Consider the following 24,014-nt stretch of genomic DNA (forward strand, 5'->3'; position numbering starts at 1 on the left):
ACACCGTGCCCGCATGTTTCGGATCAGACGATCAGAGGCCCAGCCAGCCGTCCACACGGTCGGAATTGGCATTGACCCACTCGGCGGCAACTTCTGCCGGATCGCGGCCATTGGCGCTGATTTCAAACGCGAGTTGGCTCACGTCTTCGGCGTTGAGGCTGAAATTCGCAAAGAATTCGGAGATCGCGGGCGACCGATCCACAAGCGAATTGGACCATGCGATCTGCACATCCTTCAGCGCGTCCTTTGAGGCAACCATGGATTTTGTGTACCAATCGGGGTCATCAGATGGCTGCACCATCACGTATTTCTCGGGATCAAATGTCGGTTCGGTCAACATCTGAACGTCGAACATGAACCAAACAGCATGCGGCTCATAGCAGTAGAACGCATAGCCTTCCCCCTTGGCGATGCTGTCCTTGATGCGCGCGGTCTTGACCGCCTCTTCGGTGCGGACAGGTTCGATGAAATCCAACAACCCGTAATCGCGGACCTTGACCTCGTTCACATTGGCCGACGCCCAACCGGGCGCGCCAATCCACATTTCGCCACGCCCATTGCCGTCACTGTCCATCAGCGCCGCCACATCCGGGCGACCCAGGTCTGCAATGTCGGTGATGTTGTTCGCTTCACCGAAATCCTTGGTCACGCAGAAGCCCTGATTGCCCTGATATGGGTTGGAGGACAGCGTGACGGTCCCTGCTTCATCCACATATTGCTTGGTAAAGCTTTCCTGGTTCGGCAGCCATACATCCGGGTGCACGTCGATATCGCCCTTGCCCTGATCCATCGCCTGAAAGATCGTGGCGTTGTTGCCGGGCACGTATTCCACCTGACCACCAATGCGGGACGTGACGACTTCGCCCAGAACATAGGCGATTGCCTGCGCTCCGGTCCAGGACGGCACGCCGATCTTGACCTCTTCCGACGCAAAGGCAGGAAGCGCGAAAACGCTGACCGCCGTCGCAAGTCCTAAGGATTTAAATGTAGATGTCATGTTGGATCCTCTGTTGGTTGGGGCCACGTCACGCGGCCTGTTCATTCTTTTCCCGTGCGCAATTCTTGTCGCTGCGTCACCGGCCCCTGCCCGCGAATTGTCTTGTCACTCTGCCAGCGTCACGAAGGCGTGTGGGGGCCATCCCCAAGCCTAGAAACAGAGTCTCGCGCCGTGCCAATTCAAACATTTCATTAAATCATTCCGAATTTGCATAGTTTTCGCTAAGCTGCCGAAAAAGCCATAGATGCAAGGGGGTTAAGATGGATCTGAACTGGTTGCGCGATTTCGACTGTCTTGCCCGATCGCAGAACTTCACGCGCGCAGCTGATGAAAGAAACATCACTCAGTCAGCATTCAGCCGCCGGATCAAAGCACTGGAAAGCTGGGTTGGCCTGCCTCTGGTGAACCGTGCAACCTATCCAGTACAGCTTACCGAAGCCGGGCATCACTTTTTGCCGATCGCCAAAGCGGCGATTTCACAACTGTCGGATGCGCGGCAAACCCTGCGTGATGCAGACCGGGGGGAACACCGGTTCATAAGATTCTCGGTCCTGCACACGATCTCGGTCAATTATCTGGCAAACCGGCTTGAGACGCTCCAGACCGCGATGCCCAATATCCGAACCCGCGTGATCTCTGACTCGCTCAGCACCTGTTGCGACCTTCTGGTGGAAGGGGCGGTCGATATCATGCTGTGCTACACTCACAGTGCCGTATCCCCGACCATCGACGCCACCGCGTTCGATCGCAAAGACCTGATGACCGACCACCTGATCCCTGTCGCCACAGCCCAATCTGTGCGCGCTTTTGGCTGGTCCCTTGACGATCCCCGCAATACCGACATCCCGTATCTCGCCTATGAACAATCCAGCTTTCTCGGGATGGTCGTGGAACACACAATCGGGCGAAAGCGCTTCGACGTCGAAACCATCTATGTGGACGGTCTGGTCGAGGCCGTGAAGCGCAGGCTCCTGGCTGGAAGTGGCTTTGCCTGGATGCCCGAAACCGCGGTCCAGCAGGAACTTGACCAAGGTCGCGTCGTTCCCATCGGAGGCTCGACGTGGCGCGCACCAATGCAGATTGCAGCCTACGCGGATCCCACACAGTTCGACGCGTCGACACGGACGCTCTGGGATGTGTTATGAACCGAATACGGCGATCAAGCTGAGTTAAAACGGCACATCATCCGCAGCCGAGATGAACCGGGCGACCACTTTTTTGGTGCCTGCCTTTTCAAATTCGATCTCGAGCTTGTCGCCCTCGATCCCCATCACCGCGCCGTAGCCGAATTTCTGGTGAAACACCCGTTCGCCCAGCGCATAGGAACTCACCGCCGTGGCGTCGATCACGGTTGTGCGCGCCTCGGTGGGCTGGCCAACCGGGCGTTGCGCTGATCGCGCCTGAAGCCGTCGCCAGCCGGGGGAATTGTAGACATTCGCCTCTGCCGCCTTTTGGTGCAGGTCGGACCCGGCCATCATCTGCGCCGCCGGTGATGCCATGGCAGCCGCACCATACCCGCCACCGTAAAGCCCCGGCGGGGTCAGCACATCCACATGCTCTTCGGGCAGTTCGTCAATAAACCGCGACGGCATCGCCGATTGCCATTGGCCAAACACGCGGCGGTTGGCGGCAAAGGAAATCGTGCAAATTTCCTCGGCGCGGGTGATGCCGACATAGGCCAGACGGCGTTCCTCTTCCAACCCCTTGAGGCCGCTTTCGTCCATACTGCGCTGGGACGGGAACAGCCCGTCTTCCCAACCGGGCAGGAACACAGCCGGAAATTCGAGACCCTTGGCCGCGTGCAGCGTCATGATTGACACTTTCTCACCATCGCCGCCTTTGTCGTTGTCCATGATCAGGCTGATATGCTCAAGAAACCCTTGAAAATTCTCGAATTCTTCCAGCGCCTTGACCAGTTCCTTGAGGTTTTCGAGCCGCCCCGGTGCCTCGGGTGTCTTGTCGTTTTGCCACATGCCGGTGTAGCCGGATTCGTCGAGCACGACGCCCGCCAATTCGGAATGCTCGGTCTCTTTGGCCATCCGGCCCCACCGGTCCAGATCAGTGACCAGACGGCCTAGTTCAGAGCCACCCTTGCCCTTGATCATGCCCTGCTCAACCGCCAGCCGCGCACCTTCGACCAGTGACACACCATTGGCGCGGGCAACCGTCTGGATCGTCTGCTGGGCCTTGTCGCCAAGGCCACGCTTGGGGGTATTGACCACGCGTTCAAAGGCCAGATCATCCTCGGGTGACACGACCAGCCGGAAATAGGCCATGGCATCGCGGATTTCCATGCGTTCGTAAAACCGCGGACCACCGATCACCCGGTAGGGCAGACCGATGGTCAGGAAGCGGTCCTCGAACGCGCGCATCTGGTGGGAGGCGCGGACAAGGATTGCCATATCATCAAGCGAAACCGGGGTCATCCCGCGCGTGCCAGATTGCATCGCTTCGACCTCTTCCCCGATCCAGCGCGCCTCTTCTTCGCCGTCCCAATGACCGATCAGGCGGACTTTTTCGCCTTCTTGTGCATCGGTCCAGAGTGTCTTGCCCAGACGCCCCTGATTGCCCGCGATCACACCCGACGCGGCGGCAAGGATATGCGGCGTGGAGCGGTAATTTTGTTCCAGACGCACCACATGCGCACCTTCGAAATCTTTCTCGAACCGCAGGATATTGCCCACTTCCGCGCCGCGCCAACCATAGATCGACTGGTCGTCGTCGCCGACGCAACAGATGTTCTTGTGCGCACTCGCCAACAGCCGCAGCCACAGATACTGCGCAACGTTGGTGTCCTGGTATTCGTCAACAAGGATGAATTTGAACCAGCGTTGATACTGATCAAGTACGTCCGGGTGCGCCTGAAAGATCGTGACGACATGCAACAGCAGGTCGCCGAAATCCGTCGCATTCAGTTCCTTCAGCCGCGCCTGATACAGCGCATAAAGCTTTGGCCCCTGATGGTTATACGCGCCGCCATCCGCCGCTGGCACCTTGTCCGGCGTGATCGCGCGGTTCTTCCAGCCGTCGATGATGCCCGCCAATTGCCGCGCTGGCCAGCGTTTGTCGTCAATGCCCGCCGCCGAAACAAGCTGTTTGAGAAGCCGCAATTGGTCGTCGGTGTCGAGAATGGTGAAGTTTGATTTCAGTCCCACCAGTTCGGCATGGCGGCGCAGCAGTTTCACGCAGACCGAATGGAAGGTGCCCAGCCACGGCATGCCTTCGACCGTCTGGCCGAGCGTGCGTCCCACCCGTTCTTTCATCTCGCGCGCGGCCTTGTTGGTGAAGGTCACCGCCAGAATTTCGTTCGGGCGCGCACGGCCTGTGTTCAACAGGTGCACGATGCGGGTGGTCAACGCCTTGGTCTTGCCCGTGCCAGCCCCGGCCAGCATCAGGACCGGGCCATCCAATGTCTCAACCGCCTGCCGTTGGGCCGGGTTGAGACCTTCAAGATAGGGCTGCGGGCGCGCGGCCATGGCGCGGGCGGACAGCGAGGCGTTTTCGAACGCCTCCATTTCATCAAAACTGCTCATGCGGGCCAAGATAGCGCCAGACACAGCAGAGATAAAGATGTTCTGATAATGTTCACATGCCGACGAGCATGTTTCCTGCACACAAAAGTGCCGGATTTTTCGACAAATGCGCTGCTGGACAATTCCAACATTCTGACCACAAATGCAAATTATGGATCATCACGCACAATACCCCGCCCTTAGCGATCTGAAATCCCGCGCAAGACGGCGTATTCCTAAATTTGTCTGGGAATACCTCGATTCTGCGACCGGCAAAGAGGCAACCCTGCACCGCAACCGCGCGGCGTTGGATCGGGTGTTGTTCACCCCGTCGATCCTGCATGGCGAACTGCCGGTGGACCTGACCACCGATCTGTGTGGTACGACCTATAAACTGCCCTTTGGCATCAGCCCTGTGGGCATGTCGGGCCTGATCTGGCCAGATGCGGAACGCAAACTGGCACGGGCGGCGACCAAGGCAGGTATGCCCTACAGTATTTCCACCGTGGCGACGCGTACCCCCGAAGATGTCGCCCCGCGGCTGGATGGCAATGGCTGGTTCCAGATGTATCCGCCGCGCGACGAAGGCATCCGTACCGATATGCTCAAGCGCGCCAAGGATGCGGGGTTTTCGACCCTGATCCTGACGGTGGACGTGCCCGTGCCATCGCGCCGCGAACGGCAGGTGCGTTCTGGTCTCACCACGCCCCCAAAGCTCACTCCGCGCCTGCTGGCGCAGATCGCCACCTGCCCGACATGGGCGATGGGCACCGCCACGCTGGGCATGCCCCGGATGCGGTTGATCGACGATTACGCCGGCAAGGTGACGGGCCTCAGCTCGACCCAACATGCGGGCTACCTGCTGCGCACATCGCCGGATTGGGATTATGTGGATTGGCTGCGCACTGCGTGGGACGGGGCGTTTTTCGTTAAAGGCGTGTTGAACCCCGACGATGCACCACGGCTGGAACAGGCAGGTGTCGATGCGATCTGGATGTCGAACCATGCAGGCCGTCAGTTTGATGCCTCTCCCGCCCCAATCGAAATGCTGCCCGCACTGCGCGAGGCTACGAGCCTGCCGCTGATCTTTGACAGCGGAATCGAAGGCGGACTTGATATCCTGCGCGCCATCGCCCTCGGGGCGGATTTCGTGATGCTGGGGCGCGCGTGGCATTATGCGCTGGGGGCGTTGGACACGGACGGCCCCGCCCATCTGGTCGATATCCTGCAAAAGGACATGGCCGCCAATATGGGTCAGTTGGGTGTGACAAGACCCACCGAATTGCGCGGCAAAGCGTGGTTTGACAGACCCGCTGTGTGACGTTGCGCCATTTCTTCCTGTTGAGAATGTAACGAATCCTTACTAAGCATGGCGGAACGTAAATAGGTCAGGACCGTTGACATGTCAGACTTCCGGAAAATCCTCATTGCCAACCGTGGCGAAATCGCGATCCGTATCATGCGCGCTGCCAACGAAATGGGCAAGGCCACGGTCGCGGTCTATGCCGAGGAGGACAAGCTGGGCCTGCACCGGTTCAAGGCTGACGAGGCCTATCGGATCGGCGAAGGATTGGGCCCGGTCGCGGCCTATCTGAGCATTGACGAGATCATCCGCGTGGCCAAGCTTTCGGGCGCGGATGCGATCCATCCCGGCTACGGCCTGCTGTCGGAAAACCCTGATCTGGTGGACGCCTGCGTTGCCAATGGCATCACCTTTATCGGGCCGCGTGCCGAAACAATGCGCGCCTTGGGGGACAAGGCCAGCGCGCGGCGTGTGGCCGTCGAAGCAGGGGTTCCCGTCATCCCCGCCACAGAAGTGCTGGGCGACAATTTCGACGCCATTGCCAAAGAGGCCGAAAGCGTCGGATACCCGTTGATGCTCAAGGCAAGCTGGGGCGGTGGCGGGCGCGGGATGCGCCCGATCAACAGCCCGGCAGAGCTTAAGGAAAAGGTGCTTGAAGGGCGCCGCGAGGCAGAAGCCGCGTTTGGCAATGGTGAAGGTTATCTGGAAAAGATGATCCTGCGCGCCCGCCATGTCGAGGTGCAAATCCTTGGCGACAAGCAGGGCCATATCTACCATCTGTACGAACGCGATTGCTCCGTTCAACGTCGCAACCAAAAGGTCGTGGAACGCGCCCCGGCCCCCTATTTGTCCGAAGCGCAGCGCGAAGAGCTGTGCGAGCTTGGCCGCAAGATCTGTGCGCATGTGAATTACGAATGCGCTGGCACCGTCGAATTCCTGATGGATATGGATGACGGCAAATTCTACTTTATCGAAGTGAACCCGCGCGTTCAGGTCGAACACACCGTCACCGAAGAAGTGACCGGAATCGACATCGTGCAGGCCCAGATCATGATTGCGGAGGGCAAATCATTGGCCGAGGCCACGGGCAAAGCCAGCCAGTATGACATCCGCCTCAACGGTCACGCGCTCCAGACCCGCGTCACGACCGAAGACCCGCAGAACAACTTTATCCCCGATTATGGTCGCATCACCGCCTATCGGTCGGCCACCGGCATGGGCATCCGTCTGGATGGCGGTACGGCCTATGCAGGCGGTGTGATCACCCGCTATTACGATTCGCTCCTCACCAAGGTCACGGCCTGGGCCCAGACGCCGGAAAAGGCGATTGCCCGGATGGACCGTGCGCTGCGTGAATTCCGGGTGCGCGGGGTGTCGACCAACATCGCGTTTGTGGAAAACCTGCTCAAGCACCCGACCTTCCTGAACAACCAGTACCACACCAAGTTCATCGACGAGACGCCCGAGCTGTTCCAGTTCAAGAAACGCCGCGACCGGGCGACGAAGGTGCTGACCTATATCGCGGACATCACCGTGAACGGCCACCCCGAGGTCCAGGGCCGCGCGACGCCGCATCCCGACCTGAAACCGGCCAAAGCGCCCAAAACGCGGGCAGACACACCGCCCGCCGGCACAAAGACCCTGCTGGACGAAAAAGGCCCGCAGGCGGTGGCCGATTGGATGGCGGCGCAAAAGCAGGTGCTGATCACCGACACCACCATGCGCGACGGGCACCAGTCGTTGCTGGCGACGCGGATGCGGTCCATCGACATGATCAAGGTCGCCCCCGCCTATGCCGCGAACCTGCCGCAGCTGTTCAGCATGGAATGCTGGGGCGGTGCGACGTTTGATGTGGCCTACCGGTTCTTGCAGGAATGTCCGTGGCAACGCCTGCGCGACCTGCGCAAAGCCATGCCGAACGTCATGACCCAGATGCTGTTGCGCGGAGCGAACGGCGTGGGTTACACCAACTATCCCGACAACGTGGTGCAGTTCTTTGTGCGCCAAGCTGCTGATACGGGTGTGGATGTCTTCCGCGTGTTCGACAGCCTCAACTGGGTTGAAAACATGCGCGTGGCGATGGATGCAGTGCTTGAGACGAACCGCGTTCTGGAAGGCACGATCTGCTATACCGGCGATCTGAACGACCCGGATCGGTCGAAATACGATCTGAAATACTATGTCGCCATGGGCCAAGAGCTCAAAGCCGCCGGATCGCATATCCTTGGCCTCAAGGACATGGCCGGGCTGATGAAACCCGCCGCCGCAAAAGCCTTGGTCAAGACGCTCAAGCAAGAGGTCGGCCTACCTGTTCACTTCCACACGCATGACACCTCTGGCGCGGCGATTGCGTCGATCATGGCCGCCGCAGAGGCGGGTGTGGACGCTGTTGATGCGGCGATGGATGCGCTGTCGGGCAACACCTCGCAGCCGACGCTGGGATCGGTGGTCGAGGCACTGCGCCACACCGACCGCAACACCGGGCTGGACATCAGCGCGATCCGCGAAATTTCCAACTACTGGGAAGCGGTGCGCGGGCAATATGCGGCCTTTGAAACCGGCCAGCAGGCCCCCGCCTCCGAGGTCTACCTGCACGAAATGCCCGGCGGGCAGTTCACCAACCTCAAGGCGCAGGCGCGCAGCCTGGGGCTTGAGGAACGCTGGCACGAGGTCGCGCAGACCTATGCGGATGTGAACCAGATGTTTGGCGATATCGTCAAGGTGACGCCGTCCTCCAAGGTGGTGGGCGACATGGCGCTGATGATGGTCAGCCAGAACCTCACCCGGGCGGATGTGGAAGACCCGGAAAAAGACGTGTCCTTCCCCGACTCGGTGGTGGATATGATGCGCGGGTCGTTGGGCCAACCGCCGGGCGGATGGCCTGCGGCGATCCAGACGAAGATCCTCAAGGGCGAAACCCCGTTCACCGACCGCCCCGGCGCCCATGCCGCCCCGGTAAACATCGAAGACACCCGCGCGCAGGTGATCAAAGAGCTTGAGGGCAAGGCGATTGATGACGAGGATCTGGGCGGATACCTGATGTATCCCAAGGTTTTCCTTGATTACATGGGCCGCCACCGGATGTATGGCCCGGTGCGGGTGCTGCCGACGCGGACGTTCTTTTACGGGATGGAACAAGGCGAGGAAATCAGCGCCGAGATCGACCCCGGCAAGACGCTGGAGATCCGCCTGATCGCCGTCGGCGACACGCAGGATGATGGCGAGGTGCGGGTGTTCTTTGAACTGAACGGCCAGCCACGCACGATCCGCGTGCCCGACCGCAAGGCCAAAGCCACCACCGCCGCGCGCCCCAAGGCCGAAGTCGGCAACCCCAACCACATCGGCGCGCCGATGCCGGGAGTCGTGGCATCCGTCGGGGTCAGCGTGGGACAGAGCATCAAGGAAGGCGATCTGCTGCTGACCATCGAAGCGATGAAGATGGAAACCGGCCTGCACGCGGAACGGGATGCGGTTGTGAAGGCGGTGCATGTGCAAGCGGCAAGCCAGATCGACGCGAAGGATTTGTTGATCGAGTTGGAGTGAGGTTGGGGGTGTGGGGTGGGCCTTTGGGCCTGCCCCACATCCGTTCAAAAGTCTATCTTGTCAGCGATTCACTGCGCAGCACGAACATAGGATGCAAGCTGAACTTTCATGGATTCAGATACATTTGGTCCTGTCTTAGTCACGTTGGTTAGAACATTTTGTAAGGTTACGCTCAACGAGTATTGATTCGAAACTTTCTCGCAAGCCCCTGTTTTGACTTCATTTTTTTCGGCCACATCGACCTCCCTGGCACTTGTAGCATGTGTTTAGCCTGATCCACTTGACTCGCGCAATCAAGAGATTTCTCTTTAGGCAATCAATGATTTATCCACAGGTTATACACATGTCACACTTGCACCTTTCTGAAACTCCAGAACTCGTTTTCGGTTTAGTTGGGCCACTTGGTGTAGACATGACCGCTGTGCAACGAGCGCTTGAAGGTGCATTAAGGCGTGTCAAATACGCCCCTCATACAATCCATCTTACAAAAGAACTTCCAAGTATTTTCCCTCACCTCCAAACAGAAGCAGCAAAAACATATCGTGAAAAAATTGCACTTGTAAACAAACTGCGAACCGACACTAGACGCGCTGACATACTCGCTTTGCTATCTGTCCTAAAAATTTGTGCGATAAGATCATCACTCAACAAGGGTAATCCCGACGTAACAGAAGAAGAAGCCCCAAGCTCACCTGTTCCGAGCAATGCCTACATTATTAGGCAGCTAAAAAGGGAAGAGGAAATAGCACTTCTCAAAAGAATTTACGGCCGAATGTTCATTCAAGTATCAATTACAACGAGTGACGCGTCTCAACAAATGCGTGTAAGCCAGATAGTTGCAACGGAAAACCCAAGCTTGATGCTAGATCAGCAGAAGGATATAGCTGCAAAGCTAATTCAAACCGATCAAAATGAAGATAATGACAAATTTGGTCAAAGGCTATCTGACACATTTCATTCTGGTGATGTGTTCGTCAATGGAGATTCAGAATCAACTTTATCTGCTGATATTAATAGATTCATTGATGGATTGTTTGGATCAAACTTCATCAGCCCAACCATTGATGAGTTCGGTAGCTATATGGCGAAAGCAGCTGCACTGCGATCAATAGACATGAGCAGACAAGTCGGAGCTGCCATCTTATCAGAATCAGGGGATATAATCTCTGTTGGTTGCAACGAGGTGCCAAAGGCGGGAGGTGGAAATTATTGGTGTTCTGACGCCAACCCGCAAAGGGATATGGATCGAAAAATTGAAGCCAACAAATTGGCAACTAGCCAGATTATCCGGAATTTCATAGACACTATCCATCAACATGGAAGTCTTAACAAAAACCCAGACGAGTTGATAGCTGATCCAACCTTCCAAAACCTTGTCAAGAATTCCTTAGTATCAGATATTACGGAATTTGGCAGAATGACCCACGCTGAAATGGCTGCACTGACTGATGCTGCGCGTTTGGGACGGGCAATCTCTGGTGCTACAATTTTTGTCACTACGTTTCCCTGTCATAATTGCGCAAAGCACCTCGTAGCAGCTGGAATAAAAAGAATAGTATATATTGAACCTTACCCCAAAAGTCGTGCATTGAATCTTCATGACGACGCTATTACAACAGATCAAAAGAGAAAAGATTTTGTAGTCTTGAGCCACTTCCATGGAATATCCCCTCGTCGATATCGAGACATATTTGAGAAGGGAAAACGAAAAAATAATGATAATACTGCTAAACCTTGGTACGAGGATCATCCAGCGCCATTAGTTGGTGATCGTTACTCATCGCACGTACTCTTCGAGCCCTTAATTATCAAAGAACTTGGCGGCATCATCGAAAGTCTCGAAAATACGCCTCCCAGCGCTTAGATTTCAAGCAGGTAACAAATTTCCTCTTCGCTAAGCTTTGCTTGATACAACTATTTTGCAGTATTTTGGAGGCTGTCATTACTTGAACACTAAATGTGCGCAGTGTTCCCCCCCCAAATTTTCCTCTTGCACCCTGCCCCGACACACACTAAATCCGCCTCACCAGATTGGCATGCGGGCGTAGCTCAGGGGTAGAGCATAACCTTGCCAAGGTTAGGGTCGGGCGTTCGAATCGCCTCGCCCGCTCCATCGGTCTTCTTTCCCGCCAGTGACAGCAACGCCCCCACTTGGCGGGGCGCATCCGCGCGCCTATAAGGCCGCGACGCAACTCAGGGAGAGGCGATATGCGCAGTGCCACAGTGACCCGCACCACAGCCGAGACCAAGATCACCGTTGAGGTGGGTCTGGACGGCACCGGGCAGTATGACAACCAGACCGGGGTTGGCTTTTTCGACCACATGCTGGACCAGCTTGCGCGTCATTCGCTGATGGATATGCGGGTGCGCTGCGAGGGGGATCTGCACATCGACGATCACCACTCGGTCGAGGATGTGGGCATCGCCTTGGGTCAGGCCCTGACACAGGCGATGGGCGACAAGCGCGGGATCGTGCGCTATGGCGCGTGCCTGTTGCCGATGGACGATGCGCTGGTGCGCGCGGCGCTGGACCTGTCGGCGCGGCCCTTCCTTGTGTGGAACGTCGATCTGCCCACCGCCAAGATCGGCACGTTCGACACCGAATTGGTGCGCGAGTTCTTTCAGGCGTTCGCCACGCATGGCGGCATCACCCTGCATGTCGACATGTTGCACGGGATCAACAGCCACCACATCGCCGAAGCCGCGTTCAAGGCCGTCGCCCGTGCGTTGCGCGACGCGTTGGAGGTCGATCCCCGCAAGGCAGATGCGATCCCGTCCACGAAGGGCGCGTTGTAAGTGCTGACAGCGATCATTGATTACGAAAGCGGCAATTTGCATTCTGCCGAAAAAGCGTTTCAGCGCATGGCGTCTGAGGTTGGCGCAGGCACAGTTGTCGTCACCTCCGACCCCGATGTCATTGCCGGGGCCGATCGGTTGGTCCTGCCCGGCGACGGCGCGTTCCCGGCCTGTGCCGCGGCCCTGCGCGCCTCGGGTGCCTTTGCCGCGATGATCGAAGCGGTCGAGGTCAAAGCCCGGCCGTTTCTGGGCATCTGCGTCGGCATGCAGCTCATGGCGCGGGCGGGGCTGGAATACACCCCCACGGACGGCCTTGGCTGGATCGACGGTGTGGTGGACCGCATCGTGCCTGCGGACCCCAAGATGAAAGTGCCGCATATGGGCTGGAACGATCTGGTGATCGACACGCCCCACCCGGTGCTTGACGGCGTCGCAACCGGCGAACACGCCTATTTCGTGCATTCCTACCAGATGCGCGTCGATGCCCCTGCGCAACGCGTGTCACATGTGGACTACGGCGGTGATGTCACGGCCATTGTCGCCCGGGACACGATGGTCGGCTTTCAGTTCCACCCCGAAAAAAGCGCAGGTACAGGGCTGCGGATGATCGCCAACTTTCTGCGTTGGGCCCCTTAAAATCTGCCACATCTTCTCCGGTTCTCAAATATCCGTGGGACTGGGGGAAGTGCCCCCCAGCCTGTCGCGGAGAGGCACTCCCCGCGAAATCGCTCAGTTGACGCGCGTCCAGGTCTGGCCGCGACAGATACCCAGAACACAGCCTTCGACCTTGAGCGCATCGCCGTCCAACGTCATCTTGGAATTGTAGGTCTTGTCCCGGTCCGGAGCCCAGATCTTGCCGCCGCCATAAGCGCCACCGCCCTGCGGAGTCATTCCCCAGATCATCTGACGCCCGATATTGGGGGATGCGATCTTTTGGCCGCTGGCATCATAGCCCTGCCCCAGAACGCCGCAAATCTCGGACCCGCACGTGCTGATCGTGACCAGTCCAAAGGCCCCGTCATCGCCGGGCTGTGTGCGCCATTTGCCTTCCACCGGATCGGCAAAAGCGGCGCTGGCGGCCAGCACGAGACCCGCAACAAGTGTCATAAGCTTCATCTCTGTCTCCTCCCTCAGAGTGGTACAAAAACTCTGACCCGAGGAGCTGAATCCGATCAAGATTGACGCTGGGTCGCGTTGCATGTGTCGTTCCGTCATGTCAAAGCGCGCAGGCACATAGACCGGAGACCGCGCCATGATCCTCTACCCCGCCATCGACCTCAAAGACGGACAGGCCGTGCGCCTTTTGCGGGGCGACATGGAGAAATCCACCGTGTTCAATGATGATCCCGCGTCACAAGCGATGGAGTTCGTTGCGGCAGGCTGTGACTGGCTGCATCTGGTGGACCTGAATGGCGCGTTTGCAGGAGAGCCGGTGAACGCCGCGGCGGTCGAAGCGATCCTTGAGCGTTGCAAAGTACCTGCACAGCTGGGCGGCGGCATCCGCGACATGGCGACGATCGAACGCTGGCTCGACAAGGGGCTGCAACGGGTGATCCTTGGGACGGTGGCCGTGGAAAACCCGGGCCTGGTGCACGAGGCGGCCAGGGCGTTTCCCGGCCATGTCGCCGTGGGCATCGACGCGCGCAATGGGCGTGTTGCGACAAAGGGCTGGGCCGAGGAAACGGATGTCATGGTCACCGATCTGGCCCGGTCGTTCGAGGACGCGGGCGTGGCAGCCATCATTTATACTGACATCAACCGCGACGGTGCGATGCAGGGGCCGAACATTGAGGCCACGGCAGACCTGGCGCGGGCCGTGTCGATCCCGGTGATCGCCTCGGGTGGGGTCTCGTCGCTGGCCGACCTGATTGCGCTGCGCGACTGCGGTGCAAACCTGAACGGCGCAATCTCAGGTCGTGCACTTTATGACGGCGCGCTTGACCTGAAAGAGGCGCTGGCGGCGCTGCGCTAAGCCCAGCACCTCCAAAAACATCCCAAGCAGATGTGGCCTATTGTCCGGCCATATCTGTGAACCTTGCCAATGCGCCCGTCATGACGCCCAGATAGGCTGCATCTTCGGACACTCCGCCCAGCTTGCCCAACATCGCGGCAGGGTCTTCATAGACGATCTTGGTGCCGCCCATGCCATCTTCGTAGACCAGCACCTTGAGGGGCAGGAACAAACCGGACACCGGGTCATCCTTGATCGCCGGTGTTCCCACTTTGGGATTGCCGAAAATCAAAAGCTGCGACGCGCCAATATCCTCTTCGATGGACATCGCCCCTGCCCCGTGGTCGACACGGGCAAAGATGGTCAGGCCTGCTCCCTCCATCGCAGAAACCATGGCATCCACGGTCTCGGTCACGCCCTGAGCGCTGGTCTTTGAAATCAATCCGTTGTCGCCCGCCGACGCCGTTGTCGCCGCCATGGCAAGACTGGCAGCAAAGAGTCCGGCTGCAAAGAGACTGCGTTTCATAAAATGTCCTTTCGAGTGTTTTGCAAAACCTCGGTCAGGACAGCCTCACTTGATATGCACGATGCCGTGAGAGGCGAAAAGCGGCTCAGATCGACCCGGCTTCGACCATGTAATTGTTGGCTGTGCACATGGCGGCATCGTCCGATGCCAAAAACAGCACCATGCGCGCCAGATAGACCGGATCAATCAGGTCCGGCAGGCATTGCCGGTCCCGGTGCTTTTCCAAAGCCTCGGGCGTGGCCCACAGCTCTTTCTGGCGCTCGGTCATGACCCAGCCCGGCACCACGGTGTTCACCCGGATGCGGTGCCCGCCCAGATCGCGCGCCATGGTGCGCGTCAACCCATGCACCGCCGCTTTCGCCGTTGTATAGGCGGGCATGGTGCCGACTGCTTCCCACCAGCTGTTCGACCCCATGTTGATGATCGACCCACCGCCCGCCGCGATCATGTCGGGGGCAACGGCCTGAATGGCAAAGAACATGTGTCGCAGGTTGGTGGCCTGCCGTTCGTCCCAGTAGTCGGGCGTAACCTCGCGCCAATCGTGCCGATCATCCCGCGCTGCGTTATTGACCAAGACATGCGCCGGGCCGATTTGTGCTTTCAACTTGGCAAAAGCCGATTGCAACGCCGGGATGTCCCGCAGATCGGCCTGTTCCCAGACGATCGTCCCTGCTGTCGCGTCGGTCAGCGCCTGCGCGCCCACAGCGTCCAGATCGACAAAGCCAACCTTCGCCCCTTGCGCCGCAAAGGCTTTGACAATCTCGGCCCCGATCCCGGAGGCACCGCCGGTCATCAAGACGGTTTTGCCAGACAGGCTTGGGTAGCGGGCGAATGTACCGGACATGAACAGCTCCTTTTAAGTGGTCCGTCCCGGATAATGCGCATCACACAGGCTTCACAAGCGACGATCTTCGGGGTACGCCGCAAGCCATGTTGAAAACCCGCATCATTCCCTGTCTCGATGTTGCCGATGGCCGCGTGGTCAAAGGCGTGAACTTTGTCGATCTGCGCGACGCCGGTGATCCGGTCGACGCCGCCCGCGCCTATGACGCGGCGGGTGCGGACGAGATCTGTTTCCTCGACATCCATGCGACCCATGAAAACCGGGGCACAATGTTTGACGTGGTGACCCGCACCGCAGAGCAATGCTTTATCCCGCTCACCGTTGGCGGCGGGGTCCGAACCGTGGCCGATGTGCGCGCGCTCTTGCTGGCGGGGGCCGACAAGGTGTCGTTCAACTCGGCCGCAGTGGCAAACCCCGATGTGGTGGCCCAAGCCGCGGATCAGTTCGGCAGCCAATGCATCGTCGTGGCCATCGACGCCAAAACGGTCGCGCCGGGCCGATGGGAGATTTTCACCCATGGGGGCCGCAAACCCACCGGCATCGACGCCGTGGCATTTGCCAAAACCGTGGTTGCCAAGGGGGCGGGGGAAATCCTTCTCACCTCCATGGACCGTGACGGCACAAAGGCGGGGTTTAACCTGCCACTGACCCGCGCAATCTCGGACGCGGTAGAGGTGCCCGTGATCGCGTCGGGCGGCGTTGGCACGCTCGACCATCTGGTCGAAGGGGTGACAATAGGCGGTGCCAGCGCCGTACTGGCCGCGTCAATCTTCCACTTTGGCGAATACACGATTGGCCAAGCCAAGGCGCATATGGCCGCCGCAGGCCTTCCGGTGAGACTGACATGACCCTTGAAGAGCTGGACCAAATCATTGCCGCCCGCGCCAAAGCCGCACCAGAAGAAAGCTGGACCGCCAAGCTGCTGGCCAAGGGCCCGGAAAAATGCGCCGAGAAATTTGGCGAAGAAGCCGTTGAGGCCATCATCGAAGCTGTCAAAGGAGACCATGCCGGTCTCACCTCTGAAGCCGCTGACGTGCTGTTTCACCTCTTGGTGATGCTGAAATCGCGCGATGTCGCACTGTCCGACGTGATGGCAGAACTTGACCGCCGTCAGAGACAATCCGGGTTGCAGGAGAAAGCAAACCGCTAAGGGTTTCTTTGGGCTTCAAATACCCTCGGGGGTTTGGGGGCAGAGCCCCCAACCTGTCGGATGGCCGAAGGCCATTCGAAACCCGTTCAAAGCTTGGACGAAATCACCCCGGTGTTGAAACCACCCATGCGTAGTTCCCCAAACAGTCGCTGGTATTCGATCTTCGGGCAGCGATCCATCACCACATCGACACCGCGCGCCTCTGCCTTGGCGGCGGCCTCGGGATGCTGGACGCCGATCTGCATCCAGATTGTCCGCAGATCCGGGAATACCTCAAGCGCCTCGTCGACAATCGGCGGGACAGCTTCGGAGCGACGGAAGATATCGACCATGTCCACCGGCGCGTCGATGTCGCGCAGCGTTGCACGCACGGTTTGGCCAAACAGCATCTGACCGGCATGGCCGGGATTGACCGGGTAGACGGTGAATCCCTTCAGCGACAGATACCGCGCCACGTAATAGGATGGGCGCACAGGGTTCATCGACACCCCCACCACAGCCACCGTTTTGGTGCGGGTCAGGATGTCACGCAGAAATGCATCGGAATACGTCATGGCCCGATCCTAACCCCAAGGTCAGAAAAGAAAAAGCGCCCAAGGAGACCTTGGGCGCAAGTGTTGGAACGAGGGACAGTTAAGGTGCAGCGGGTGTTCCATTCCCGCGCTCCTGTATCCAAGAGTTAGGCACGATTTTCGATCTTTAAAGGGAATACCCACGTCTTTTAGTCACATATTCGTCAGAACTCAGGGCACCAAAGGTTCCGACACGGGTTTTGGCTCGGACACATGCAGCGATTCGTGAACGCGTTCCGAAGGGTCTGCGCCGATCTTGCGGCGTCTGCGATAGAGAAACAGCTTCCCCCAGCCCTTCCAATTGCCGGAGGACGGCGCATGTGCATCCTGCGGGAACTGTCCGCGCCATCCGTCCGGCAAGGGCAAACCTGCGCCATGAGCGCGCTCCAGCATCCAGACCAGCGGAATATTGGCCAGCGGGCGCGCCTCGTTATGGCCCCGCAACTGTCCACCCACATCGCCATGCACCCCCTTGAACCACACCTGCTCGACATGCCCGAACCATCCGGGCGGACAGGACCACAGCACAGGTTCATAGGCCATGCGCCGTTCGTGATAGGCCAGTGCCTGAAACCCGTGCTGGATCGACGGGCCAAGCTGGTCGTTGTGAAAGGCATGCCGGTCATTGGTGAAGCGCCACATAATCGGCAGTCGCATGCCCAGCGCCTTGACCGTGTCCCAGACACCCACAACCGTGATCCGTGTCACATCATGGCAAAAAAGCGCGGCAAAATCGTGCGCCACATCGCCGGACGGCGTGTAGCGATAAAGGCGATAGGCCTGACGGATATTGCGTTCCGTCGCATATTCGGCGCGCAAGAGGCCGATCTCGTCAATGACCCCGGCCAAAGACCGGACGGCATAGGCACCCCGCGAATAGCCAAAGAAAAAGATCCGGTCACCCGGTGCGTAGCGCGATGCCAAAAATCCGTAAGCACGGCAGATCTGGCGGTTGATCCCCCGCCCCACCGCGATATCGCGCGCACTGCGCCAGTCGGACCATTGCAAACCGGGCTCATAATACAGCGACACATCGCCCCCGACCTCTTGCAAGAGGCGGTACAAACGCCCTGCATTCGTCTCACAGCCCGGTTCAAGCGACGACAAGGTGCCATCGAGAATGATCACATGATCGCGCGGGCCTCGGCGTAGCGTGACTGGCGACTGATCCGCAGAAACCCGTCTGCCGAACCAGCCAAGGACTCTCTCACTCAGCCGCGATGCGCGCATCCTGCAACATGCCCCAAACCCGTTGCGGTGTGAACGGCATATCCGCCTGTCGCACGCCGCGCGACCACATGGCGTCCTGCACCGCGTTGGCCACCGCTGCCAGCGCGCCAATGGTGCCTGCTTCGCCGCAGCCCTTCATCCCCATTGGGTTGGTGGTCGAGGGCGTCGCCTCAGTGGTGAATCCGATCATGGGAAGATCATCGGCGCGCGGCATCGCATAGTCCATGAACGTTGCCGTGAGCAGCTGCCCGTCCTCGTCATAGACCACCCGTTCCGTCAGCGCCTGACCCAAGCCCTGCGCCACTCCGCCATGCACCTGACCTTCGGCCAGCATCGGGTTGATGAGATTGCCAAAATCGTCAACCACGGTGTAGCGGTCGACACTGACCTGCCCGGTTTCGGGATCGACCTCGACCTCGGCCACATGTGCGCCATTGGGGAAACTGCGCGCATCCAGCGTGATTGTCGCATCAAAGATCAGCAGGTCGTCGCGCCCCGCGTCGCGCGCCATCTGCGCCACTTCGAGCATGGTTGGCGTGATGTTTGACGTGCCAACGCGGAACTGCTCGTCGTCAAAGCTGATCTCGTTTTCCGCAATCCCCTGCTGATCCGCAAGAAAGCCGGTGAAAGCGGTGATGATCTTGTCCACTGCGGCAAGCGTCGCGGTGTTCTGGATCGTAACTGACCGAGACCCGCCAGTCCCGCCCCCACGCGCGATCAGGTCGCTGTCCCCTTGGACAAAGCGTATCTTGTCGGCAGGTATCCCGGTCTGGTCCGACAGGAATTGCGTGAACACCGTCTCGTGTCCCTGCCCGTTCGACTGTGTGCCGACATAGATCGACGCGCCGCCATCCTCGTCAAAGGTAACTTTGACGTCCTCCATCGGAGAGCCAAGAATGCTCTCGATGTAATAACACAGCCCCGAGCCACGCAGCTTGCCCTGCGCCTCGGACGCCGCGCGCCGCGCGGCAAAGCCCGCATGATCAGCAAAGCCCGCAGCACGGCTCAGAACGCGGTCGAAATCGCCCACGTCATAGGTTTCGCCTGTGGTGGTCTTGTAGGGAAACTGGTGCGGTTTGATAAAGTTGATGCGGCGCAGATCCCACGGGTCCACGTCCAGTTCGCGTGCAGCGCGGTCCATGACACGCTCCAGCAGATAGATCGCCTCGGGCCGTCCGGCCCCACGATAGGCGTCCACGGGCGTGGTATTGGTGTAGACCCCTTCCACCTGAAGCCACGAGGTTTGCACATCGTAGGTGCCCATCAGAACCTTGGCGAACAGGTTGGTCTGGATCGCTTGGGCGAAATGCGAATTATACGCGCCCATATTGGCAACGGTTTTCACGCGGTAGGCGGTGATCCGGTTGTCGGCGTCAAAGGCCAGCTCTGCGGTGTGGCGCAGATCGCGGCCCGCATTGTCCGACAGCATCGCCTCGGTGCGTTCCGACATCCAGCGCACCGGGCGCCCCAGCATCTTGCAGGCAATGGCGGTCAAAAAGTTCTCGGGGTGCGGCATCGCCTTCATGCCGAACCCACCGCCCGTGTCGGGGTTGGTGACACGGATGGCCTCCGCGTCCATGTTCAAGACGCGCGCGAGGTGCTTTTTGTGTTCCCACACCCCTTGGGCGTTGATCGACACATGCAGGCGGTCGCCGTCGGGTTCGGCATAACACCCACGCGGCTCCATCGCGTTGACGATGATGCGGTTGTCCTCAACATCAAGGCTGACGGTGCGGTGTGCGGCATCAAACGCGGCATGGGTCGCGGCCTCGTCCCCCAGACCCCAATCGAAGGCGGTGTTTCGGGGCGCTTCGGCGTGCAGCGGCACGCCACCCGATGCAAGACCCAGATGCACGGGTTTGTCGGTGTATTCAAACTCTATCAGTTCCGCCGCATCCCGCGCTGCCTCAAGAGTATCGGCCACGATGAACGCGACCGCTTCGCCGACATAGCGGACGGTGTCAGTGGCAAGGACCGGACGAAACGGAGCCGCGCCGTTGCTGCCATCACGGTTGGGCACAGTTGTGCCCCAAAGCCCTTCTGTGTAACCGGCCTTGACCAGATCGGCGGCTGTCAGAATCAAATGTACGCCCGGCACGTCACGCGCGTCAGACACATCTAGCGTGTCGATCCGGGCATGGGCCACAGACGACCGGAACACATAGCCGCGCAACCCGTCAGTCGGCGCGATGTCGTCCACATAGCGGCCCGTGCCATTAAGAAACCGCACATCTTCGATCCGTTTAACCGGCTGTGATTTTCCGAACTTTTCCATGCTGACCTCGTGCAGTGCTGCCCTACGAATGTGGAGGGGACACTAGCTTGCGAGGCGGCACTGTCCAGCGCGAACGCCCAATCGCTCAAGGTTAATGCAATCGCGCGTGCCGTAGCCATTAAACCCGGTCACCAGTGCAAGGCTATAGGCCCCTGCCCCGGTCAACAGGATGTAATCACCGTCGCTGATATCCGCAGGCAGTGCCCAGGTTCCCGGCACCCGGTCCAGGCTGTCACAGGTTGGCCCGAAAATGGTAAACAATTGCTTTGCCCCGTCGATCTGATCGCCGGTTTGCGCAAGCCCGATTTGGCGGCCCGGAACAGCCATATCGCGCCATTCACCAAGCGCACCGTAAAGACCGTCATTGAGGTAAAGCGTATCGTCACTGCGCGCCTTGACCCGGAGGAGCAGCCAAAGCGCGTCAGCCACCATCGCGCGCCCCGGTTCGCACCAGAGTTTTGGCGGTTGGGCCGGGAAATGGGTGTCAACGGCGCTGCGGATGGTGGCAAAGATCCCGTGCACCGGATCGGCGGAGCCGCCAGCTTTGGACGGAAACCCGCCGCCCACATTGAGCGCCGCCAGACGCACGCCTGCCCGGCACGCGATGTCTGCACAAGCCGCGATGTAATCGGCCCAACTGGACGGATCGGAGCATTGGGTGCCGGGATGGAAGGTAAGCGCAGGCGTCAGACCCCGCTGGGCCACACATGCCAAAAGCGCGGCGGCCAGTTCGGGTGATGCGCCGAATTTCGTGCCGAAATCATAGGCACCCCCGGATCGTTTGAGCGACAGGCGCACCGCAATTTCGCTATTCGGCGGCAGCGCGCCAAGCTTGTCCAGTTCAGACATCCGGTCCACCGACCAGGACGCGATACCAAACGCCTTTGCCTGTGCGATCTCGGACAACGACCGGATCGGATTATGGTAGTGCAGCCGCGCGCTTGGCAATACGTCCCGCACCTCCTGCATCTCGGCCACAGAGGCGACGTCGAACGTGTCCAGACCAGCATTCACAAGCGCCTCCAGCACTTCGCGCCTTGGGTTGGCCTTGACCGCATAACTGACGGACCCGGGCAACCCGCGCTGAAACACCTTTGCGCTGCGGATCAACGCGCTGGGACGGAACAGCGCAAGGGGCCCGTCGGGCCGTGTGTCGCGGATCAGCGCGGTGATGCGCGCCTGATCGAACGGACCTTGGGGGATGTTGTCTTTGCCTGCACGCATGACGCCCTCATGTGTCGTCTTATTGATCTGCTCTAAGGGCAAGTGTGCGGCCATGTGACGCCAGATCCCGCCGACATATCTTGCAAATACGCATAATTTTGGGGCAGACTGACGGAATGACCCTACAGATCGACGAAACTGACGCCGCCCTCATTGCCTTGCTCAAGCGCAACGCCCGTGCCCCCGTGGCCGAGCTTGCCCGCAAGCTGGGATTGGCGCGCACAACCGTGCAGACCCGGATCGACAGGTTGCTGGAACGGGGTGTGATTGCGGGATTCATCTTGCGCGGCGGCGATGCTCTGGCTGCCCCGATCCGCGCGACGGTGCTGGTGTCCATCGCACCGCGCACCGGGCCGGGAGTTCTGTCACGGCTGCGCGCGCTGCCCAATGTCGAAGCGGTGTTTACCGTGTCCGGGCGGGTCGATCTGGTGGTTGAGATCAGCGCGCAGACAACCCAGGGGCTGGACCGGACGCTGGACGATATTGCCGAGGCGAAGGGCGTTCAAAGCTCCGAGAGCTTTATCCACCTGTCAACCAAGCTTGACCGACGGGGATAAGCGGCGCCACTTTGAGGCGCCGTGCCCCCTAGTCTTCTTCGGCGGTGCTGTATTTCTGGATCACCCCGGCCTGCGCGATAAAGAATACGAAAGTCGCACCAGTCAGAACGAAGGTTTCAAAATAGACCCAGATTTCCGTGCTTTGCGTCCGCCAGACGATCTCGTTCGAGGCGGCAAGCAGGAAAAAGAACCCGGTCATGCGCTTGGTCAGGATCATCCAGCCCTCATGCTCCATCGGGAGCAATTCGCCCATCACCACGCGCAGATAGCTTTGGCCGCGCAGCAGACCGACAGCCAGGATACCGCCCAGCAGCGAATAGACCATCGTGGGTTTCATTTTGATGAACCGGTCATCATTGAGCCAGACAGTCAGCCCGCCAAACACCACCACCAACACGGCCGTGACGATCTGCATCCGGCTGATGTGGCCGGTCAGCGCCCAAAGCACGCCCATCGACGCAAGGATCACCGGGATGAAAAGTGCTGTGACAACGATGAACCCGTCATATTCGGTACCGCCAAAGGTAAAGACCTCGTCCTTGAGCCAAAGATAGGCGACGAAGAAGCCGATCACCGGGCCCAGTTCCAATGCCGATTTTACCCATTGCGGGATATGCCGTTTTGCCACTGATCAGCCTCCGAATTCCACGATGACAGCCCCTAGCGCGATCAGGGCCATGAGCGCAATCCTGCGCGGACCGACAGTTTCTTTCAAGAACACCCAGCCGATGATCGCGGCGAACACGGTCGAGGTTTCACGCAGCACCGCCGCTTCGCCCACCTGATCGAGCCGCGTGGCCACCATGATGGAGCCAAAGCTGAAAAACGCCACCAGCCCGCCGATCACGCCGCGTACGGCCAGGGGGCCGAGATCCGGTTTGTGGGTCATGGTTCGATAACGGAAAGCTGCAATGATTGGCATGGCGATCCCATCGATCATGAAAAACCACGCCAAAAAGGTGAACGGGTTTGCGGTGGCACGGATGCCGTAGGCGTCATAGGTGGTGTACAGCGCCACAAAAAGGCCAGTGGCAACGGCAAGGGCAAGCGCGACGGGCAGCGTGTCGCGTTCGGCTTCAAGGTAGACGAGGTTGTAGACCGCAAGGCCGAAGATCCCCGCGAGCAAAACGCCAAGTCCCAGCCATTGCACAAGCGAAAACACTTCGCCAAAGATCAGGTACGCGCCGATCACCGCAAAGAGCGGCCCGGTGCCGCGCACCACCGGGTAAACGACGGTGAACGCGCCCTTGGTATAGGCCTGCGCCTGCAAGAGCTTGTAGCCAAGGTGGATGATGAACGCGCCCAGAAAGATTGGCCACATATGCGGCTCGGGCCAGGGCACGACGAACAGCGCAAAGGGCGCGGCCATCAGGCCATAGCTGATATCAATCGCGCCGCGCGACATCCACGGATCGTGACGCCCCTTTTGAAGCGCCCCGAACGCCGCGTGCAGCACTGCCGCCAGCAGGGCCAGCCAAAGGGCCAGTTGCGCGCCTTCGGCGGTGCCTTCTATCGAGATAAGCCAGTCGCTGAT

Annotated in this window: 21 protein-coding genes and 1 tRNA gene; 11 read left to right on the forward strand and 11 right to left on the reverse strand. The window is 59.4% G+C overall.

What is annotated here, in order from left to right:
• Positions 1-31 precede the first annotated feature (31 nt).
• Positions 32-997, reverse strand: a complete 966-nt coding sequence (locus ACSHXH_RS09150) for an ABC transporter substrate-binding protein (RefSeq protein WP_435671478.1) — start codon at positions 995-997, stop codon at positions 32-34.
• A 260-nt stretch (positions 998-1,257) separates the two neighbouring features.
• Here ACSHXH_RS09150 and ACSHXH_RS09155 point away from each other — a divergent pair, with 260 nt between their 5' ends.
• Complete coding sequence (locus ACSHXH_RS09155; protein WP_435671479.1) at positions 1,258-2,142, forward strand: LysR family transcriptional regulator; 885 nt, start codon at positions 1,258-1,260, stop codon at positions 2,140-2,142.
• A 24-nt stretch (positions 2,143-2,166) separates the two neighbouring features.
• Here the strand turns inward: ACSHXH_RS09155 and ACSHXH_RS09160 are convergent, their stop codons facing one another.
• Positions 2,167-4,530 carry an ATP-dependent helicase gene (locus ACSHXH_RS09160; protein ID WP_435671480.1) on the reverse strand — a complete coding sequence of 788 codons (2,364 nt, stop codon included), beginning with the start codon at positions 4,528-4,530 and terminating at the stop codon, positions 2,167-2,169.
• Between the two features lie 151 nt (positions 4,531-4,681).
• Here ACSHXH_RS09160 and ACSHXH_RS09165 point away from each other — a divergent pair, with 151 nt between their 5' ends.
• The 6 genes from ACSHXH_RS09165 (at position 4,682) to hisH (ending at position 12,787) form a co-directional block, all read left to right on the forward strand.
• Positions 4,682-5,830: an alpha-hydroxy acid oxidase gene (locus ACSHXH_RS09165; protein ID WP_435671481.1), complete on the forward strand. Its 1,149-nt coding sequence runs from the start codon at positions 4,682-4,684 to the stop codon at positions 5,828-5,830.
• Between the two features lie 81 nt (positions 5,831-5,911).
• Positions 5,912-9,355, forward strand: a complete 3,444-nt coding sequence (locus ACSHXH_RS09170) for a pyruvate carboxylase (protein WP_435671482.1) — start codon at positions 5,912-5,914, stop codon at positions 9,353-9,355.
• Between the two features lie 343 nt (positions 9,356-9,698).
• Entirely contained in the window at positions 9,699-11,219 is a 1,521-nt protein-coding gene (locus ACSHXH_RS09175) for an anti-phage dCTP deaminase (RefSeq protein WP_435671483.1), read from the forward strand.
• Positions 11,220-11,393: 174 nt separating this feature from the next.
• Positions 11,394-11,468: transfer RNA gene (locus ACSHXH_RS09180), tRNA-Gly, on the forward strand.
• A gap of 95 nt (positions 11,469-11,563) precedes the next feature.
• Complete coding sequence (hisB, locus tag ACSHXH_RS09185; protein WP_435671484.1) at positions 11,564-12,151, forward strand: imidazoleglycerol-phosphate dehydratase HisB; 588 nt, start codon at positions 11,564-11,566, stop codon at positions 12,149-12,151.
• The gene (gene hisH, locus ACSHXH_RS09190; protein WP_435671485.1) at positions 12,152-12,787 is read left to right on the forward strand and encodes an imidazole glycerol phosphate synthase subunit HisH; all 636 of its coding nucleotides are present in this window, start codon (positions 12,152-12,154) and stop codon (positions 12,785-12,787) included.
• A 93-nt stretch (positions 12,788-12,880) separates the two neighbouring features.
• On the opposite strand, the gene ACSHXH_RS09195 is transcribed toward hisH, so the two are convergent.
• A complete protein-coding gene (locus tag ACSHXH_RS09195) occupies positions 12,881-13,267 on the reverse strand; it encodes a DUF2147 domain-containing protein (protein ID WP_435671486.1) in 387 nt (128 codons plus the stop codon).
• Between the two features lie 136 nt (positions 13,268-13,403).
• On the opposite strand from ACSHXH_RS09195, the gene hisA reads away from it, so the two are divergent.
• Entirely contained in the window at positions 13,404-14,123 is a 720-nt protein-coding gene (hisA, locus tag ACSHXH_RS09200; RefSeq protein WP_435671487.1) for a 1-(5-phosphoribosyl)-5-[(5-phosphoribosylamino)methylideneamino]imidazole-4-carboxamide isomerase, read from the forward strand.
• A 37-nt stretch (positions 14,124-14,160) separates the two neighbouring features.
• On the opposite strand, the gene ACSHXH_RS09205 is transcribed toward hisA, so the two are convergent.
• Positions 14,161-14,628 carry a DUF302 domain-containing protein gene (locus ACSHXH_RS09205; RefSeq protein ID WP_435671488.1) on the reverse strand — a complete coding sequence of 156 codons (468 nt, stop codon included), beginning with the start codon at positions 14,626-14,628 and terminating at the stop codon, positions 14,161-14,163.
• 85 nt (positions 14,629-14,713) lie between these two features.
• Entirely contained in the window at positions 14,714-15,472 is a 759-nt protein-coding gene (locus ACSHXH_RS09210) for an SDR family NAD(P)-dependent oxidoreductase (RefSeq protein WP_435671489.1), read from the reverse strand.
• Positions 15,473-15,558: 86 nt separating this feature from the next.
• Between ACSHXH_RS09210 and hisF the strand changes: the two genes are divergently transcribed.
• Both hisF and ACSHXH_RS09220 read left to right on the forward strand, forming a co-directional pair.
• Complete coding sequence (gene hisF, locus ACSHXH_RS09215) at positions 15,559-16,320, forward strand: imidazole glycerol phosphate synthase subunit HisF (RefSeq protein ID WP_435671490.1); 762 nt, start codon at positions 15,559-15,561, stop codon at positions 16,318-16,320.
• Positions 16,317-16,622, forward strand: coding sequence for a phosphoribosyl-ATP diphosphatase (locus ACSHXH_RS09220; RefSeq protein ID WP_435671491.1), 306 nt, complete (start codon positions 16,317-16,319; stop codon positions 16,620-16,622). Before hisF ends, ACSHXH_RS09220 begins: the two co-directional genes overlap by 4 nt.
• Before the next feature lie 86 nt (positions 16,623-16,708).
• Here ACSHXH_RS09220 and ACSHXH_RS09225 read toward each other — a convergent pair whose 3' ends face one another.
• The 4 genes from ACSHXH_RS09225 to ACSHXH_RS09240 all read right to left on the reverse strand — a co-directional run bounded on the left by ACSHXH_RS09225 (position 16,709) and on the right by ACSHXH_RS09240 (position 21,923).
• Positions 16,709-17,176, reverse strand: a complete 468-nt coding sequence (locus tag ACSHXH_RS09225; protein WP_435671492.1) for a CoA-binding protein — start codon at positions 17,174-17,176, stop codon at positions 16,709-16,711.
• Positions 17,177-17,365: 189 nt separating this feature from the next.
• The gene (locus tag ACSHXH_RS09230) at positions 17,366-18,424 is read right to left on the reverse strand and encodes a DUF2235 domain-containing protein (RefSeq protein ID WP_435671493.1); all 1,059 of its coding nucleotides are present in this window, start codon (positions 18,422-18,424) and stop codon (positions 17,366-17,368) included.
• Complete coding sequence (locus tag ACSHXH_RS09235; RefSeq protein WP_435671494.1) at positions 18,402-20,699, reverse strand: xanthine dehydrogenase family protein molybdopterin-binding subunit; 2,298 nt, start codon at positions 20,697-20,699, stop codon at positions 18,402-18,404. Before ACSHXH_RS09235 ends, ACSHXH_RS09230 begins: the two co-directional genes overlap by 23 nt.
• Positions 20,700-20,741: 42 nt before the next feature.
• Positions 20,742-21,923: a type III PLP-dependent enzyme gene (locus ACSHXH_RS09240; protein WP_435671495.1), complete on the reverse strand. Its 1,182-nt coding sequence runs from the start codon at positions 21,921-21,923 to the stop codon at positions 20,742-20,744.
• Positions 21,924-22,039: 116 nt separating this feature from the next.
• Here ACSHXH_RS09240 and ACSHXH_RS09245 point away from each other — a divergent pair, with 116 nt between their 5' ends.
• On the forward strand, positions 22,040-22,480 hold the full coding sequence (locus ACSHXH_RS09245; protein WP_435671496.1) for an Lrp/AsnC family transcriptional regulator: 441 nt from the start codon (positions 22,040-22,042) through the stop codon (positions 22,478-22,480).
• 28 nt (positions 22,481-22,508) lie between these two features.
• On the opposite strand, the gene ACSHXH_RS09250 is transcribed toward ACSHXH_RS09245, so the two are convergent.
• Positions 22,509-23,108: an inner membrane-spanning protein YciB gene (locus tag ACSHXH_RS09250; protein ID WP_435671497.1), complete on the reverse strand. Its 600-nt coding sequence runs from the start codon at positions 23,106-23,108 to the stop codon at positions 22,509-22,511.
• A gap of 3 nt (positions 23,109-23,111) precedes the next feature.
• The gene (locus ACSHXH_RS09255) at positions 23,112-24,014 is read right to left on the reverse strand and encodes an EamA family transporter (RefSeq protein ID WP_435671615.1); all 903 of its coding nucleotides are present in this window, start codon (positions 24,012-24,014) and stop codon (positions 23,112-23,114) included.

The sequence above is a fragment of the Marivita sp. genome, from assembly GCF_051251565.1.
Lineage (GTDB): Bacteria > Pseudomonadota > Alphaproteobacteria > Rhodobacterales > Rhodobacteraceae > Marivita.

Bases quoted from the DNA above. Each gene is read 5' to 3' on its own strand.
- ACSHXH_RS09150 (WP_435671478.1), bottom strand. From the start codon at position 997: ATGACATCTACATTTAAATCCTTAGGACTTGCGACGGCGGTCAGCGTT.
- ACSHXH_RS09155 (WP_435671479.1), top strand. From the start codon at position 1,258: ATGGATCTGAACTGGTTGCGCGATTTCGACTGTCTTGCCCGATCGCAG.
- ACSHXH_RS09160 (WP_435671480.1), bottom strand. From the start codon at position 4,530: ATGAGCAGTTTTGATGAAATGGAGGCGTTCGAAAACGCCTCGCTGTCC.
- ACSHXH_RS09165 (WP_435671481.1), top strand. From the start codon at position 4,682: ATGGATCATCACGCACAATACCCCGCCCTTAGCGATCTGAAATCCCGC.
- ACSHXH_RS09170 (WP_435671482.1), top strand. From the start codon at position 5,912: ATGTCAGACTTCCGGAAAATCCTCATTGCCAACCGTGGCGAAATCGCG.
- ACSHXH_RS09175 (WP_435671483.1), top strand. From the start codon at position 9,699: ATGTCACACTTGCACCTTTCTGAAACTCCAGAACTCGTTTTCGGTTTA.
- hisB (WP_435671484.1), top strand. From the start codon at position 11,564: ATGCGCAGTGCCACAGTGACCCGCACCACAGCCGAGACCAAGATCACC.
- ACSHXH_RS09195 (WP_435671486.1), bottom strand. From the start codon at position 13,267: ATGAAGCTTATGACACTTGTTGCGGGTCTCGTGCTGGCCGCCAGCGCC.
- hisA (WP_435671487.1), top strand. From the start codon at position 13,404: ATGATCCTCTACCCCGCCATCGACCTCAAAGACGGACAGGCCGTGCGC.
- ACSHXH_RS09205 (WP_435671488.1), bottom strand. From the start codon at position 14,628: ATGAAACGCAGTCTCTTTGCAGCCGGACTCTTTGCTGCCAGTCTTGCC.
- ACSHXH_RS09210 (WP_435671489.1), bottom strand. From the start codon at position 15,472: ATGTCCGGTACATTCGCCCGCTACCCAAGCCTGTCTGGCAAAACCGTC.
- hisF (WP_435671490.1), top strand. From the start codon at position 15,559: ATGTTGAAAACCCGCATCATTCCCTGTCTCGATGTTGCCGATGGCCGC.
- ACSHXH_RS09220 (WP_435671491.1), top strand. From the start codon at position 16,317: ATGACCCTTGAAGAGCTGGACCAAATCATTGCCGCCCGCGCCAAAGCC.
- ACSHXH_RS09225 (WP_435671492.1), bottom strand. From the start codon at position 17,176: ATGACGTATTCCGATGCATTTCTGCGTGACATCCTGACCCGCACCAAA.
- ACSHXH_RS09230 (WP_435671493.1), bottom strand. From the start codon at position 18,424: ATGCGCGCATCGCGGCTGAGTGAGAGAGTCCTTGGCTGGTTCGGCAGA.
- ACSHXH_RS09235 (WP_435671494.1), bottom strand. From the start codon at position 20,699: ATGGAAAAGTTCGGAAAATCACAGCCGGTTAAACGGATCGAAGATGTG.
- ACSHXH_RS09240 (WP_435671495.1), bottom strand. From the start codon at position 21,923: ATGCGTGCAGGCAAAGACAACATCCCCCAAGGTCCGTTCGATCAGGCG.
- ACSHXH_RS09245 (WP_435671496.1), top strand. From the start codon at position 22,040: ATGACCCTACAGATCGACGAAACTGACGCCGCCCTCATTGCCTTGCTC.